This is a genomic window from Thermosynechococcus sp. FA-CM-4201, assembly GCF_054689355.1.
The window spans coordinates 220,741-236,467 of sequence record NZ_CP079920.1; the positions used below are offsets into that span (position 1 = coordinate 220,741).

At 51.5% G+C, this 15,727-nt stretch carries 14 protein-coding genes; 6 read left to right on the top strand and 8 right to left on the bottom strand.

What is annotated here, in order from left to right; all coding sequences use genetic code 11:
• Entirely contained in the window at positions 1 to 1,029 is a 1,029-nt protein-coding gene (ldpA, locus tag KV190_RS00995) for a circadian clock protein LdpA (protein ID WP_460194190.1), read from the top strand.
• On the top strand, positions 1,022 to 2,725 hold the full coding sequence (locus KV190_RS01000) for a R3H domain-containing nucleic acid-binding protein (RefSeq protein WP_460194191.1): 1,704 nt from the start codon (positions 1,022 to 1,024) through the stop codon (positions 2,723 to 2,725). The genes ldpA and KV190_RS01000 overlap by 8 nt, the downstream gene beginning before the upstream one ends.
• Here KV190_RS01000 and cheB read toward each other — a convergent pair whose 3' ends face one another.
• The 7 genes from cheB to KV190_RS01035 all read right to left on the bottom strand — a co-directional run bounded on the left by cheB (position 2,726) and on the right by KV190_RS01035 (position 11,891).
• Positions 2,726 to 3,766 carry a chemotaxis-specific protein-glutamate methyltransferase CheB gene (gene cheB / locus KV190_RS01005; protein WP_460194192.1) on the bottom strand — a complete coding sequence of 347 codons (1,041 nt, stop codon included), beginning with the start codon at positions 3,764 to 3,766 and terminating at the stop codon, positions 2,726 to 2,728. It lies immediately after the preceding gene.
• Positions 3,767 to 3,813: 47 nt separating this feature from the next.
• Positions 3,814 to 4,227: a response regulator gene (locus KV190_RS01010; RefSeq protein WP_460194193.1), complete on the bottom strand. Its 414-nt coding sequence runs from the start codon at positions 4,225 to 4,227 to the stop codon at positions 3,814 to 3,816.
• The gene (locus tag KV190_RS01015; RefSeq protein ID WP_460194194.1) at positions 4,199 to 6,484 is read right to left on the bottom strand and encodes a hybrid sensor histidine kinase/response regulator; all 2,286 of its coding nucleotides are present in this window, start codon (positions 6,482 to 6,484) and stop codon (positions 4,199 to 4,201) included. Before KV190_RS01015 ends, KV190_RS01010 begins: the two co-directional genes overlap by 29 nt.
• Positions 6,485 to 6,489: 5 nt before the next feature.
• The gene (locus tag KV190_RS01020; protein WP_460194195.1) at positions 6,490 to 7,833 is read right to left on the bottom strand and encodes a methyl-accepting chemotaxis protein; all 1,344 of its coding nucleotides are present in this window, start codon (positions 7,831 to 7,833) and stop codon (positions 6,490 to 6,492) included.
• A 51-nt stretch (positions 7,834 to 7,884) separates the two neighbouring features.
• Positions 7,885 to 8,910, bottom strand: a complete 1,026-nt coding sequence (locus tag KV190_RS01025; protein ID WP_460194196.1) for a chemotaxis protein CheW — start codon at positions 8,908 to 8,910, stop codon at positions 7,885 to 7,887.
• A gap of 8 nt (positions 8,911 to 8,918) precedes the next feature.
• Positions 8,919 to 10,052, bottom strand: a complete 1,134-nt coding sequence (locus tag KV190_RS01030; RefSeq protein ID WP_460194197.1) for a response regulator — start codon at positions 10,050 to 10,052, stop codon at positions 8,919 to 8,921.
• Between the two features lie 477 nt (positions 10,053 to 10,529).
• Positions 10,530 to 11,891: a CheR family methyltransferase gene (locus KV190_RS01035; RefSeq protein ID WP_460194198.1), complete on the bottom strand. Its 1,362-nt coding sequence runs from the start codon at positions 11,889 to 11,891 to the stop codon at positions 10,530 to 10,532.
• Positions 11,892 to 11,961: 70 nt separating this feature from the next.
• Here KV190_RS01035 and KV190_RS01040 point away from each other — a divergent pair, with 70 nt between their 5' ends.
• From KV190_RS01040 to KV190_RS01055, 4 genes are all read left to right on the top strand, one after another.
• Complete coding sequence (locus KV190_RS01040) at positions 11,962 to 12,540, top strand: hypothetical protein (protein WP_286625897.1); 579 nt, start codon at positions 11,962 to 11,964, stop codon at positions 12,538 to 12,540.
• Between the two features lie 158 nt (positions 12,541 to 12,698).
• Entirely contained in the window at positions 12,699 to 13,730 is a 1,032-nt protein-coding gene (gene hemE / locus KV190_RS01045) for a uroporphyrinogen decarboxylase (RefSeq protein WP_460194199.1), read from the top strand.
• Positions 13,730 to 14,677, top strand: coding sequence for an NAD-dependent epimerase/dehydratase family protein (locus KV190_RS01050; RefSeq protein ID WP_460194200.1), 948 nt, complete (start codon positions 13,730 to 13,732; stop codon positions 14,675 to 14,677). The genes hemE and KV190_RS01050 overlap by 1 nt, the downstream gene beginning before the upstream one ends.
• A 22-nt stretch (positions 14,678 to 14,699) precedes the next feature.
• Entirely contained in the window at positions 14,700 to 15,167 is a 468-nt protein-coding gene (locus tag KV190_RS01055) for an EVE domain-containing protein (RefSeq protein ID WP_460194201.1), read from the top strand.
• On the opposite strand, the gene KV190_RS01060 is transcribed toward KV190_RS01055, so the two are convergent.
• Positions 15,164 to 15,706: a hypothetical protein gene (locus tag KV190_RS01060; protein ID WP_460194202.1), complete on the bottom strand. Its 543-nt coding sequence runs from the start codon at positions 15,704 to 15,706 to the stop codon at positions 15,164 to 15,166. The two genes, KV190_RS01055 and KV190_RS01060, sit on opposite strands and share 4 nt — an antisense overlap.
• Positions 15,707 to 15,727 lie beyond the last annotated feature (21 nt).

Genomic DNA, 15,727 nt, shown 5'->3' on the forward strand with positions numbered 1-15,727 from the left:
ATGACTGATTTTGCTGCCCCCCTAGCGGCTTTAGCGGCACATCGTTGGTTCAAACTCATTAACGGTGCCAGTTTCCAAGATGTTGCCCAAATTTATAATTTGACGTTGGCCTATGCACTCGCAGGGGCTGATTGTATTGATGTGGCCGCCGACCCTGCCGTGATTTACGCGGCTCATGACGCTTTGACGGTTGCTACAAGCCTTGGGGCAACTCGCCCCCTACTGATGGTGAGTATTAATGATGGGGCTGACCCGCATTTTCGTAAGGCCACGTTTGATCCGAGTCGCTGTCTGCCAGCCTGCGATCGCCCCTGTGAACGCATTTGTCCTGCTGCCGCCATTCGCTTTGATGAACAGGTGCAGGGGGTGGTGCGCGATCGCTGTTATGGTTGTGGCCGCTGTTTACCCCTCTGCCCCTTGGGCTTGATTCGCACCGATGAGCAACCCGCAGTGTTTGAGCAGATCACACCCCTGATTCGGGCGGGCATGATCCAAGCCCTCGAAATTCATACTCAACCCCAACGCTACAGCGCTTTTAACGAGCTTTGGCAGCAAGTTCGCCCTTGGGTGCGGTATTTACAGGTGCTGGCCATCAGTTGTCCCCAAGGAGAGGGGGTAATTGACTATTTGCGCTGGATCAATGGGCAGATTCAACCGTTGGAATGTGCCCTCATTTGGCAGGCGGATGGTCGTCCCATGAGTGGCGATATTGGCGATGGCGCAACGCGAGCCACCATTCAATTGGGTCAAGCCATTTTAGAAGCAAATTTACCCGGATTTGTGCAGTTGGCGGGCGGCACAAATGGTCATACGGTTGCTAAACTCAGGGCAATGGGATTGCTAGATCCACAGGGAATCGCTGGTGTTGCCTATGGGAGTTATGCTCGCAAACGCCTTGTCCCTTTCCACGCGATCGCCGACCAACCCTGGCAAACTGTTCCTGCCGTCCTTGCAGCGGCTGTTGCTGAAGCAGCTACCCTTGTGTCTCCTCTGAAATCTGTCCCGTCACCCTCTGTACCCTATGGTTGAATTGACTGCTGGACAACGCCAAGTCACTGACGATCTCGATCAATTATTGGCCATCCTACCGCCGCCCCTTGGACAGTCCCTCACCGATCATCCGCAGCGGGAAGAACTCTTAGAAATTGTTCTCGATTTGGGGCGATTGCCGGAAGCGCGGTTTATCCACAGCACCCAATACCTTGCCGAGACTCCCGTCAGCCGTGAAATGTTGCAATATGCTGTGGATCGGGTGGGCGAGTTTAGTGGTGACAATCGCGCCGGCATTGAGCGTACGCTGCACCGCATTAGTGCCCTGCGCAATCGCCAAGGAACGATTATTGGCTTGACCTGCCGGGTGGGGCGAGCCGTCTTTGGCACGATTGGGATGATTCGCGACTTGGTCGAAAGTGGCCAGTCTATTTTGCTCTTGGGGCGTCCGGGGGTCGGTAAAACAACGGCACTACGGGAAATTGCCCGCGTCTTGGCCGATGAGTTGCACAAACGGGTGGTGATTATTGACACCTCCAATGAAATTGCGGGCGACGGTGATATTCCCCATCCAGCGATTGGCAAGGCGCGGCGGATGCAGGTGGCACGCCCGGAACTTCAGCATCAGGTGATGATTGAGGCGGTGGAAAACCACATGCCCCAAGTGATTGTCATTGATGAGATTGGCACAGAACTAGAGGCACTAGCGGCACGCACCATTGCTGAGCGAGGTGTACAACTCATTGGTACTGCCCACGGCAACCAAATTGAGAACCTAATGAAAAACCCGACCCTTGCGGATTTGGTGGGCGGTATTCAATCGGTCACCCTTGGGGATGAGGAAGCGCGGCGGCGAGGTACCCAAAAGAGTGTTCTTGAACGCAAAGCTCCACCCACCTTTGAAATAGCCGTGGAAATGCTAGAGCGCGATCGCTGGGTTGTGCATCTCGATGTGGCCGCTAGTGTGGATCTCCTACTGCGAGGTCGCCAACCCTCACCTGAAATTCGCAGTCTTGCTGCCGATGGCTCCGTGGTGATTAGTCGTCCTGAGCCTGCCCCCCAGCGATCAGAGGTGAAATCTGTGCCTCAGCGTCCCTCTTGGCGTGAGAGTGGCCAGATGCTACCCGTCGTTGATGCCAACAAAGAACCCCTGCGGGCGAATTTTGCCCAACTGCTCGAAGCCACATTGGATGCCCCCACGGTCGGGCCGAATGGCGAAGAACTTCCCCTCCATGTCTTTCCCTATGCTGTCAGCCGCCATCACTTAGAGCAAGCAATTCGCACTCTCAACCTACCCATTATTGTCACTAAGGACATTGATCAAGCGGATGTGATTTTGACACTCCGCTCCCATCTCAAGGGGGAAAGCAAGCTGCGGCACCTTGCCCATATTCACCATCTCCCCGTCCATGCCATTAAGACAAATAGTATGGCGCAAATTGTGCGGGGACTACGGCATTTGCTGGGAATTGAAGACCCCAGTCCAGCAGAGTCAGCAGATCTCTCCCTCTTTAGTCCGACGGGGAGCGATGATGAATTAGAAGCCCTTGAGGAGGCGCGCTTAGCTGTGGAAGAAATTGTTATTCCCAAGGGGCAAGCAGTGGAGCTACTCCCGCGATCGGCCAACATTCGGCGAATGCAACACGAGTTGATTGAGCACTACCAGTTGACCTCCTGTAGCTTTGGCGAAGAGCCGAATCGACGGCTGCGGATTTACCCCAATCTCTCCCGTTGATCAGACGGGGGGAGTCACTAACTCCTGCAAAAAGACCCCCATGCGGTCAATGGGTAGCACATACTGCACAACACCAAGGGCAATGGCCTCCTTGGGCATGCCAAAAATCACACTGGTGGCCTCATCTTGGGCAATGGTAATGCCGCCTACACTAGCGATCGCCCGCATTCCTGCTGCGCCATCATCTCCCATGCCTGTCAACAGAACGCCCACCACAGCCTCTCCATAGTAGGCCGCCAAAGACCGGAACATGACATTCACAGAAGGACAATGACGCTCATGGGGATCCGCTGGGGTTAGGTAAAACTTACCTCGGCGATCAATCTCTAAATTGTGGCGATCAGGTGCAAAATAAACCACACCGGGCTGAGGCATCTCGCCTGCCATTGCCACCGTTACTCGCAACTTAGTCTCTTGGGATAGCCATGACACTAAACCATTAAGGAACCCCAGACTAATGTGCTGCGTACAAACAATCGGAACCGGGAAATGAGCCGGCAACGGCTGCAAGACCTTGGCAATCGCTTGGGGACCCCCTGTAGAAGCGCCAATACCGACAATCGCTAGCTGCTGCGAGGATGTTACCTTGGGTAGAGGGGGGGTAGATGCCGTCGGTACTGTGGGTGTTGCTCGCAAGGGGCGGGTAAAGACCTTGACGCCAGCCAGCACGCGGATTTTATTGATGAGTTCACTGCGGTTATAATCTGCCATCAGGCCACTGCTGGGCTTAGGAAAGACATCTGTCGCACCTGCTTGCAGTAGTTCAAAGGCAGTTTGAGCTTCCCCTACCGCAACGCTAATCACCAAGATGGGACGAGGATAGCGCGCCATTAACTGACGGGTAAACTCACGCCCATCCATCTCTTTCATATAAAAGTCGGTGCAGACCACGTGGGGCTGACATTCTGGAATCTTCAGTAGAGCAGCTTTGCCATTGGTTGCCGTGCCCACAACTTCCAGATCAGGGGCGGTCTGCAATAGTTGCTGCAAAATATTGAGGGCAATGGGCGAATCTTCGACCAAAAAAACACGAATTGGCATTCAAGACTGTCCACAGACTTAGCCAATACGATAACCCAATGGGTTGTCTATTGAACTTTTTTACTGGCCAAAACGCGAATTTTTGTGATCAGTGTACTTTTGAGGCGTTCATAGTCTGTTGCTGAACCAGTGGTGGGCTTGGGAAAGAAATCAAGGGCACCGGCTTGCATCAGGTTATAGATGTTATCGACATCCGTCGGCTGTACGGCATTACTAATGACTAAGACGGGTCGGGGAAAGCGTTTCATGACCTCCTTAGTAAATTCGAGGCCATCCATTCCCGGCATTTGTAGATCAGTGCAGATCACATCGGGTTGGGTACGCTCAATCATCTGCAGGCCAGAGGTGCCATCAAGGGCAGTGCCGACAACCTCCACTTCTTCGGAGGAGTTAATTAGCCGCTGCAAAATTTCGAGGGCAACCACCGAGTCTTCAATTAGAACGACTTTGATTTTGCTCATGAATTAGCTCCTTTAGGGTATCTAGCAGCAAACTTTGATCAAAATTACCCTTGGTTAGGTAGGCATTGGCACCGGCGGCAAGGGCGCGTTGGCGATCGCTGGCTCCCGCCAAGGTAGTCACTAGGATAATGGGTAGCGTTTGATACTCTGGCAGTTGACGAATGCGTTGGGTCATTTCAATGCCGTTTTGTTGTGGCATTTCGACATCGGAGACCACAGCTTGAAATTTACCCGCCCGTAACTGCTGAAAACCGTCGGCACCATCCACGGCTGTGACAACCTCATAACCCGCCCGCTCCAGAATGCGCCGCAGTTGTGTGCGAATGGGCAGAGAATCCTCGACAAGGAGTATCCGAGGCTTAGGAGCTGGTTTAAGGGTCACACTAGTACGGGGGCGATCAACCGCCGTCATTAATGCAGTTGGCCGCAGCAGATGACACAGGTCACCAGTATCCAGTAGCGTGACCCCCAAGAGGTGGGGAAGCTGGTGTAACAGAGGGTGATGGGGCTTGAGTTGTACATTTTGGAAATCAACAATTTCATCGACAATTAGCCCCCGGTAGCGATCGCCCTGATGCAGAATCACACAGGGGTAGGGAGAGTGCCGTTGCGATGACTCTTGTCCGAGCCAATCTGCCAACCAGCCAATGGGAACGGGGTGTTGCTCCCACAATAGTATTGGCTCACTGGCGTCCAAGGATAACTCCTCTTGTCGCAGGAGTAATGTGGTGGCTACGGCCTCAATGGGCAAACCATAGAAATTGTCTTGCAGCCGCACCGTTAAGATTGGCATTGTGGCGCGGTTAGCTCGCAGCGTGATTTGGAAACAGCAACCCTGACCAGGGGTGGAGGTGACCTGAATACTGCCATTGAGTTCCTCGACATTAGCGCGCACCACATCCAGTCCTACCCCGCGACCCGATAGGGTACTCACCTGCTGGCGCGTTGAAAAGCCGGGGGCAAAAATGAGCGCCTCAATCTCCGTGGGACTCATGGCTGCCAATTCTGCTGCTGTGTAGAGTCCCCGTTTTAGGGCTGTTTCCCGAATTGCCGTCTGATCTAGACCACGGCCATCATCAATGACCTCAATCACCACCTCATTGCCTTGGGTGCGTCCACGCACGGTCAAGGTTCCTTCGGGAGGTTTTCCCCGCTGTTGCCGTTCAGTCGGGGACTCAATACCATGATCAAGGGCGTTGCGCACAAGATGCGTCAGGGGTGCTTTCATTCCCTCAAGGATGCGGCGATCCACGGCCACCTCTGCCCCTTCAATAATTAGTTTCACCTGTTTGTTTTGCTGTTTGGCAATATCGCGAACTGCCCGAGGCAGCAGGTTAAAGATGGTGGCCAACGGTAGAAATTGCAGGTTCTGAATGTCCTTTTCCAAACTACTGACCACGGCAGTGAGGTGGGCATCATCCACATCAACACGGCTTTGCAATTGCTGTAGGGATTTGCCAAGGGCGTCGAGTTGTTGCCGCAGATGATCGTAGTGCTGTCGCAGTGTTAAGAGTTCGGGATGGGCTTGCAGCAAGCGTTGGCTGGCAAGGGTATGGGCTTGAACTTGCTCCCAATAACTGAAAACTTCGGCAATCAGTTCCTGCTGTCGGGCAATTCGTTGCTGGGTGACGCTCAAATCACCGATAGCAGTCATTAGGGCATCGAGTCGGCGACTGTCCACCCGCACACTGTCAATGTGATAGCGATCGTCAGTTGTAACTGGGGCAGGAATACCCCCCGGTTCCTCATCTGTACTGGTACTCGGTGTTAGCGGGGGCTCTTGGAGCGTCTCAGTGGCAGCCATCAACGCATCGAGATCATCTATGGCAGCAGTTGGAGAGGAACTGGTGTCCAGAGTCTCTGTCGTAGATGCACCATGTAAAAACTGCATTAACTCAGCAGCAATATGGAAAGGACTGACATTGGCTGGTTCACCCGTGACGGCTTCATGGGCAATTTTTTTGACCGCATCAAGACCGCGATAAAGCACTTCAAACAGTTGAGCGTTCGGTGCAAGGCTCCCCTGCCGCCAGCGACTGAAGATTTCCTCTAGATGGTGAACCAAACTTTCCGCGTCAGTTACCCCCAACATCCGTGAATCCCCCTTAAGGGAGTGGGCTTCCCGCAGTAGCCCCTCTAGGGGAGAGAGGTCACGAGGATTCGCTTCAAGGGCCAGTAGTCCTGCCTCAATTGCCTGTAAATGCTCTGTACTGGCAATTTGGTAGAGCGATCGCAGTTCATCATCTTCAATGTACATAGCCCCTACACCGAGTTTTGCAAGGTTTCTGCGGCTTCTACCAACTGCTGGGTCGCCGTCTTGATTTGGGACACGCTTGTAGAGGTTTCCTGTGCTCCCAAGTTAATTGCATTCATGGCCGAAATGGCCTGTTGAACCCCTACGGCCTGCTGTTTAGAACTCAGAGCAATCTGTTGACTGTTGAGGTGCACTGCATCAATGGCGTTGGCGATCGTGGCAAAGGTCTCAGAGGTGGTATGCGCCAACTTGGCACATTCATTGGTTGCTTTCATTCCTTCATCGGTCACCATCACTGTGCCATTCATCGCTGCTTGCACCTCGCGGATCAGTGTTGTGATTTTCTCCGCTGATTTTTTGCTTTGATCGGCGAGCTTGCGAACTTCCTGCGCCACCACAGAAAAACCCTTACCGTGCTCACCGGCACGGGCAGCCTCAACGGCGGCATTCAGCGCAAGGATATTCGTTTGATTGGCAATGTCGGCCACCAGTTCAGAAATCGCCGTTACTTGGGTTGTTTGCTCACTCAACTGCATAATCTTTTCAGCAATGGCCATAACATTGCCCCTGAGGGCCTCAATGCCCTGAACAGTTTGCTGGACAGTTTCCTTACCGTAGGTGGCCAACTCCATGGCCTGCTTGGCTCCTGCTGCTGAGGCTTCTGCTTGCTCTGCCGACTGACGAGAAGAGGCACCCAATTCTTCCATGGTTGTTGTTGTTTGATTCACTGAAGCCGCTTGTTGGGCAATAACCTTTTCCTGTTCAGCAAGAGCGGCAGCCGTTTCGTTAGAGGAGGTGGCAATTTGCGTAGATAGTCGTGACAGTAGCGAAATAATCCGCTTAATAATGAGTAGCACAATAATAACAAGAATAACTTCTAGAGAAATAATCACGATCTCAGTGATTTTTATAAAATCATTGGATTCTTTAGCAGCAACTTCGGCAGCCTTAACGGCATCATCAGTTAGTTTGAAAAAGTCTTCACTATCTTGAATGAGTTGGGCAATGTTAATTTGGGGTTGCTGAAGCTGTTGCCGCAATTGCTGCCATTCCGATTGCACCTGTAGCATTAGGTTGCGAAACTGGGGATCTCGAGCGGGAGGAATCCCCATTTCTGCATCTCCATTGATGAGAGCGTTGATACGACGATCGTTGCGGGCAATCAGTTCATTAATATTCGCCCCAGCAAGCCGCAATTTCACAATTCGCTGAGTGCCACCCCGTACTAAGCCTGCTTCGTTGACAACAACTGCATCCTCGCCAGCACGGTTAAAGAGAACCACCCCTAAACTCGTTAGAGCCATAAAGGAGATGGCACCAATCAAAGAGTAAAGCTGATAACGAATACGCATGAATACTCCTCACATAATAAGAATCAATCGTAAATCATCAATTGATGCTGATTAAGCAGCGTTACTGAGTTGAAGACTTTTACTAAGCAACTGGCTAATACTCAGTAGTTTAATCACTTGCCCCCCTTCAATAATAGAACCAATACAACCACTATCATGAGTGGCCAAAAAGGAACTTAATCTGATTTGTTGGTAGCGGTAGGTGATAATCCCCCGCACATCATCAATTAAAATAGCGATTGTAGTGCTCTCTACAAAAACAACGGCTGCTTTTTTCAAGGGAATGGGCGATCGCTCCAAACCTAGAGGTTCACGAATATCCAAGACTGGAATCACTTCACCCTGTAGGGGGAGATGTCCCACAACCAACTTTGGAGCATGGGGAATGGGGACGACCGTAGTAACCTCAACAAATTGGCGGATTTCGTTCAAGGGAAGGGCAAATTGCTCTCTTCCCAACTCAAACACACCTACAGTTAGAGTGTCATCCGCAAGCTCTGTGGTTGCTGCGGTGCGGCTGAGGTGGTGTTGCCGTTCCCGTAGGAGCGATCGCTGGGCTGGCGTTGCTGTTGGCCAATAGCAATCATAGAAATCATAACTGGTGTGCCGCTCCAGATCCGCTGGCGTTAGTTCTGAGGTCAGTGCTGCCACTGCTGCTGGGGCACGAATGAGGGTCTCAACATTGATGACAATCAACAACTCCTCACCCATTTGGGCTAACCCAGCCACAAAAGCAGTGTTAAGGGGGCTAAGGTGGCCATAGTCCGGCTCATGTCGCAGTTCAACTGCACTCTCTGCAACCACATCCTGAACCTGATTGACAACGACCCCCACCCGTAATCCAGCTGCCCTTAGCAAAATAACAACATCCGTGTCGCGACATTGGGGCGGCCTAATCCCTAAACGACAACCCAAATCCATGACCGGAACGAGATCCCCCCGCAAATTGAGTATCCCGAGAATATCGCTAGGGGTTTCTGGGATAACCGTCAACTCTGGGAGACTAAAAATTTCTTCAACGATAGATAGGGGCAGCAGACACTTCAAACCTGCTGTTGTCAGTTGAAGATAGTCCATAGGGCACCCTAAATAAACTTCTCAATTGTGCTGAGCAGTATCTCGCGATCCACAGGTTTGGTGAGATAGGCATTGGTACCAGCCATATGCCCCTTTGCACGGTCAATGAGACCATCCTTAGCCGTGAGCATGATTACCGGAATTTCTTTGAATTTCTCAATTTTACGGATGGTGCGGCAAAACTCGAAGCCATCAATTTCCGGCATGGTCACATCCAAAAGAATGAGGGAAACATTGCGGTTATTTAACAGGGACAGCGCATCAATGGCACTAGTGGCACTAATGACTTCGTAGCGATCGCCCAAGGCCCGGCGAATCATCGCTTGCACAATGGGACTATCATCTACAGTCAAAACAACAGGTAATTGAGTAGGAGTGTCCGCCGTGGTAACAAATCCCAAAAGGCCATCATTAACCCAGCGAACATAGAGGGATGCCAACGCTAGAGAATCCTTATACAACCCCTCAGCAATATCAGCAATCGTTCTCTCACCCGTGACCCAAGTTTTTAGGTGCTGCACCGTGGCCTCGTGGTGGATGGTATCTAAAGCACCTGCATGGAGGCGAGGAATCGCTTCTAGGGAAGGAATAGTAGGATAGAGTTGCTGCCAAAGGGCCTTACGACTCTCAATCTGCTCTAGAATTCGATCAGGATCAATCCCATGGCCATCGTCACCATAGTAAAGATCGCAAACGGCATCGGGTTGAGGCTCAGCAGTACAGGTATAGGGAGCCAGTCGTTCTAAAAGTACTGTTAGGCGCTCTGTCATTGCTGACTCAATATCTTCCCAACTCAACGCCCGTGTATTGACGACAGCTTCTAAAACACCACGATGGGAGGCCTCGGCTGTACGACTATGGGCATACTGCATTAACGTATCCATAAAGCCCACTTTCAACACTTTTCCAAGCAGGTGGAGCAGTTCATCAGGACTAGGGAGACGAGAAGCGGCAAAGGTCAATCCCCCTTCATAAAAACCAACACGATAGACCAAGTGGCGTTGAGTTTCTGGAATGTTTGCCGCTACTTTTAACACACCTGTAAAGCGCTGTGCCTTTAAGCGTTGTAATAGTTGTGGCAGTGACAGGATGGCACCTAAAGTTTGAGTAGAACAGTAGGTAGAATCATCAAACGCTTGCATAAATTCCCCCTTTTGAACACAACAGACAATCACAGAACCATTCAACAGTAAGCTTGTATTCTTCAGTTCATTTGCCAATACTTCACCGTGAACTTCGTGAGTTTAATGCAAACATCTCAAATAGACGGAACTGATGGACGTGCAAGACTCAGTGAGGCCTTTTGTATAGAAACATACACTGAGCTATAAATTAACAGGGAATCACTAAGCTATGTTTTCTAGAGAAGAGTTTATAAATTATTACCTAGGTTACTATATCACCTAATAAATTAATGTATTAACAACTACATTGATAGCAGCTTAACTTTTTTATTGACTTTCTGGATCAAAACTTTACAAATAACACAGGGATTGTAGCATACTTCTGCCTTCGTGCAAGGGGCATATAGTTCTTTTCAAAAAGATTGAACAAGCTGAAAACAGTAAAAACCGCTGTAGTACAGGGTTTCATCTGTTCCTCACCGATGGGATCCGACATCACTGAATGGCTGTAGCAGCAATTTGAGCCAAGTAATGGCGGAGCATCGCCACAGTCACCCCTTGGCGTAATGGAATCACTTCATCTCCAGACCGATCTTGCAGGAGCATTTGTGCGGTTGCCAGCAGGGATGGAATGGGATCAAACTCCTGCTCACTGAGGTGGAGTTCAATCAGTTCAACATAGGCTGCTACTGTATTGGGACTCAGAAAGATAATCCGTCGCAAATATTCTTTGGCAGTGATTTTATCCTGTTGCTCCTCCGCAAGATGGGCAAGGAGAAAGAGCGCTGTAATATTTTCAGGATTTAGGGAGAGAATTTGCTGGCCGAGGGCGATCGCTTGGGTGTAGCGACCCTGATCGGCGTGGATCTGTGCCATGAGCAATAAACAGTCTTCGTTCTGTGGCTGGGATCGCTGCCACTGCTGTGCTAGAGCAAGGGCATTGTTATAGTTACGTTCACTAAAAGCGATGTGGGTTTCCTGTTGAAGGGTCAGTGGTGGTGTTGGAGGTACGGGACTCACAGAGGTACCATTGCCCAACTGATAGACAACGGATTCAGGAAAACTAATGACTTGGAGGGGGCTAACCTCTTGTCCCTGAAGTTCTGTATGTCCTGTCAGTAGATAACCCTGAGGGCGCAGCAGTGAAATAAATGTTTGTAAAATCTGCTGAATGGCTCCACTGTCAAAATAAATAAATACATTACGGCAGACAATGAGATCAACACTTGCAGGAAGCAAATCATACTCTGTGGGTGCTAGTAAATTCAGACAGCGAAAGCGTACCCACTCACGTAGGGAAGGCACAACTTCCCATCCCTGACCAGTAGCTTGGAAATAACGTTGTTGCAGGCTGGAATCTAGCCCCCGAAACGACCAGCGACCATAGACCCCTGCTTTTGCCTTAGCGATCGCCCCTTGGCTGAGATCATAACCAACAATGCTGATTTGCCATCCTGTAGCATCAGGAATCAATTCTCTCAATAAAATTGCTAGGGAATAGGCCTCCTCTCCTGTGGAGCATCCCGCACTTAAAATCCGCAATGTGCGATCCTGCTGATGACGAGCAATTAAATCTGGTAAGAGGCGCTCCCGCAAGACGGTCATCTGACCTTGATCCCGAAAAAAATAGCTTTCACCAGTGGTAATCAAGTCCGCAAGGTGCTGCCATTCCTGCTGACAGTTGGGAGAATGGGAATTAGCTAGCAAAGCCAGATATTGGTTAGGGTTCTGATATTCAAGAGCGCGGCAGCGACTCATCAGCTTACGCACTAGGTATGGTTTATCCTGTGCACGAATGCTGATCCCTGTTTGTCGGCGGATGAGGTTTAGAAATTGTTCGAGTAGTTGATCATTCATCGGTTCTATCCCCTAGGGTATGATCCTATAGGAAATACCCCAGTCTATGGGGAATCATCAATCAAGTAAGATGACACAAGCATACACTCCTGAAGATGTTTGGCGGTTATTGGGGGAGCTACTGGAAGCTCAAAAGGAAACAGAACGCCGATTTCAAGAAACTGAGCGTCGTTTTCAGGAGACTGAACGGTTACTGCGAGAAGAAGCTCGCCAACTTAACCAACAGATTGGCAAACTGGGTAACCGTCTTGGGGAATTTGTCGAATGGCAGGTACGTCCAGCCGTGCTGCGCTTATTTCAGAGTCGGGGCATTGCCGTCTCTCAACTCTACAGCGATGTGATCCTCCAAGATGGAAACGAGAGCCTAGAGATTGATCTGTTGGTCGTTAACACCGATGAAGCCGTTCTCGTTGAGGTGAAAACCAAGCTCAGCCAAAGTGATGTCGATGAACACTTAGAGCGGATTGCCAAATTTCGCCGTTTGGCCCATCAGTATCGGGGTACAAAACTCCTAGGAGCGGTGGCGGGGATGATTGTGCCGCCTGAGGTGGCTCGCTATGCCTATCGGCAGGGTCTATTTGTGTTGGCACAGTCGGGGGATGGCGTGGCGATTCTCAATGACCCGCAGTTTCAGCCCCGCGCTTGGTAAAGCAAGGGAATTCTCTTCTGAGGTGTGGGAGCGATCGCCCCCTAGGGTATGATTGTAGGGTTAAACTCTGTGAATCGCAGGCAACACCTGACTTCAATAGGGCTTGCTAAGCGAGTCTTCCAGAGCCATTGAAAACGATTGGAATTACACATTTTAGGATGACCACCCCTTTACTCCTACGTGCTGCCCGTGGTGAAAGCGTTGAGCGTCCCCCCATTTGGTTGATGCGGCAAGCTGGACGCTACATGAAGGTCTATCGTGACCTGCGCGATCGCTATCCCTCGTTTCGGGAGCGATCGGAAATCCCTGAGCTGGCTATTGAAATTTCACTCCAACCCTTTCGTGCCTTCGCCCCAGACGGCGTGATTCTCTTTTCGGATATTCTCACGCCCTTGCCGGGGATTGGTATTCCCTTTGACATCGTCGAGAGTAAAGGGCCGATCATTGATCCACCTATCCGCACCCTTGAGCAGGTGCAACAACTCCATCCCTTGGAACCGGAAGCGGCCTGTCCTTTTATTCGTCCGATTCTCTCGACGCTGCGCCAAGAGGTGGGCGATCGCGCCACGGTGCTGGGATTTGCCGGTGCCCCTTGGACACTTGCCGCCTATGCGATTGAGGGCAAAAGCTCTAAGGACTACATTGAAATCAAAACGATGGCCTACCGTGAGCCAGAGTTGCTCCACAAGTTCTTAAACCATTTGGCCACCGCGATTGCCGACTACCTGTGCTATCAAATTGACTGTGGTGCCCAAGTGGTGCAACTGTTTGATTCGTGGGCGGGTCAACTCAGCCGTCAGGACTACGATACCTTTGCCTTCCCCTACCAAAAGCAGGTGGTGCAGCAAGTCAAAGCGGTCTATCCCGATGTGCCAATCATCCTCTATATCAATGGCAGTGCCGCAGTGGTCGATCGCATGGCGGCAACCGGGGCAGATATTGTCAGCCTTGATTGGACCGTGGACATCGGCACCATTCGCCAGCAGTTTCCTGCCAGTGTTGGTCTTCAGGGGAATTTAGACCCCGTCACCCTCTTTGCCCCGCAGCCAGTGCTCAAGGAACGGGCGCTAGGGATTATCGAGGCGGGTCGCAAGGGCAAATATATCTTTAACCTTGGCCACGGTGTTCTCCAAGGAACCCCTGAGGAGAATGTGGGTTTTCTCTTTGATCTGGTGAAGTCCCTCGGCTAATGCGCATCTTGATCACGGGTGCCAGTGGTTGCATTGGCCAGTACATCGCTGAGGCGCTGATCCAAGAGACGGATCACGAACTCTTTTTGCTGGTGCGGGATCCCGCACGGTTGCAGATTGATCCTCACCAACGAGCCGGGGTGAACGTGATTCAGGCGGATCTCATGGATTTGACCCCCCTGGAGCCGCTACTGCCCACCCTCGATGTTGCGATCCTAACGGCAACCGCTTGGGGGGGAAAGAAAGTCTTTGCTATCAACTACGAGCAAACCTGCCATCTCCTCAAGCAACTGGATCCGCAACGCTGCCAGCGGGTCTTCTATTTTTCAACAGCCAGTATCCTCAATCATCAGATGGAACCGCTGCCGGAAGCAGGCACTTTGGGAACGGATTATATTCGCTCCAAGTATGAGTGTCTCCATGCCATTGAGCAGTTGCCCGTGGGCGATCGCGTGATTGAACTGTTTCCGACCATGGTGTTTGGCGGCGGGTCTGATGGGAAGCGTCCCTCCTTCATCACTGAGGGCATGCGCGAAGTCCTCAAGTGGCTGTGGTTGGCTCGCTTTTTCCGCGCTGATGCCAGTTTTCACTTTGTCCATGCCCGCGACATAGCCCAAGTGGTTCTCTATCTGTTGCAGCATCCTGAGTATCCCGTACCGCGTCGGGTGGCTCTGGGTAACCCGCCAATTACTGTTAACGAGATGCTAGCCCAGTTGTGTGCTGCTGCCAAGCTCCCCATTTATGGGCAAGTCCCCTTGACACTGCCGGTGATCAACTTTTTTGTGCGGGTATTTCGAGTGCAGATGTCACCTTGGGATTATTTTTGCTTGAACTATCGCAACTTTACCTATGAGACGGTGCTCAATCCTCAAACCTTGGGGCTAACCCCCTACTGTGCGACAGTGGCGGATTTGCTACGCTGTAGTTTGGGCACGGCAGACCTCTAAATGAACCATTGCGGAATCTTTGATGGCAGGGATTTGGTTACTGAAGTCGGAGCCAAGCGTTTTTTCTTGGCAGGATTTGCAGGCGGCACCGCAACAGACGACTTGTTGGGAAGGGGTACGCAACTACCAAGCCCGCAATTTTATCCGCGATCACATGCAGGTGGGCGATCGCGTCCTCTTTTACCACAGTAATGCCAACCCACCAGCCATCATGGGCATTGCCGAAGTCGTCAAGGCCGCCTATCCCGATCACTTTGCTTGGGATCCCGACAGTCGCTACTTTGACCCCCAAAGCACCCCTGACAATCCCCGCTGGTTTATGGTGGATATTCAGTATCGCCGCGATTTTGCGCCGCCAATTACACTACCAGAACTGCGGCAAACGCCCGGCCTAGAGGGGATGCTGCTGTTGCAAAAGGGCTGCCGTCTTTCGGTACAACCGGTTACTGAATCGGAGTGGCAAATTATTCTCGGCCTGCGATCGCCCTAGGGTTGGCGAGGTAGACGACGCAAATAGGGTAAATTTTTCAGGTGGCGATCGCTAGAGTATTGAAAGCCAAAATCTGCATATTCGGCGGTATTCACCAGTCGCCGAAAGGCCGATAAACCAATCCGTCGCTTGCCATCAAGGGTACTCACCTTCGAGTTGGGGTTGTCTGGGTTACCCCCCAGCAGTTGAAAGGCCTCTTCGGGAGTCAACCATTCCTTGCTGGGATCACCGGTGGGAATTTTCTCCTCGAGGTGTTTGAGCTTGGTGACGAGGCTTTCCCATAGGTTGCGGCGCGGTTGTTGCTGCTGCGAACGAGCGGTTAGGGATCGCCACAGTAGTTGCAGTTGCACCCCCAAATACTGGAAAAAACGCTTGATCAACCGCCCGATCTGACTCAAAAGCAGGGGTAATCCCGTGGGTGGCGGGGGGGGCGATCGCTCAATGACCACCGTACTCCAACCGCAGGCACTACACACTTGGCGGCCAGAAGACAGCGGCTTTCCTAGACGGGCAGAACAGCGAGGGCAGGTTTCCAGCATTCGTTGCGTATCACCACTGAT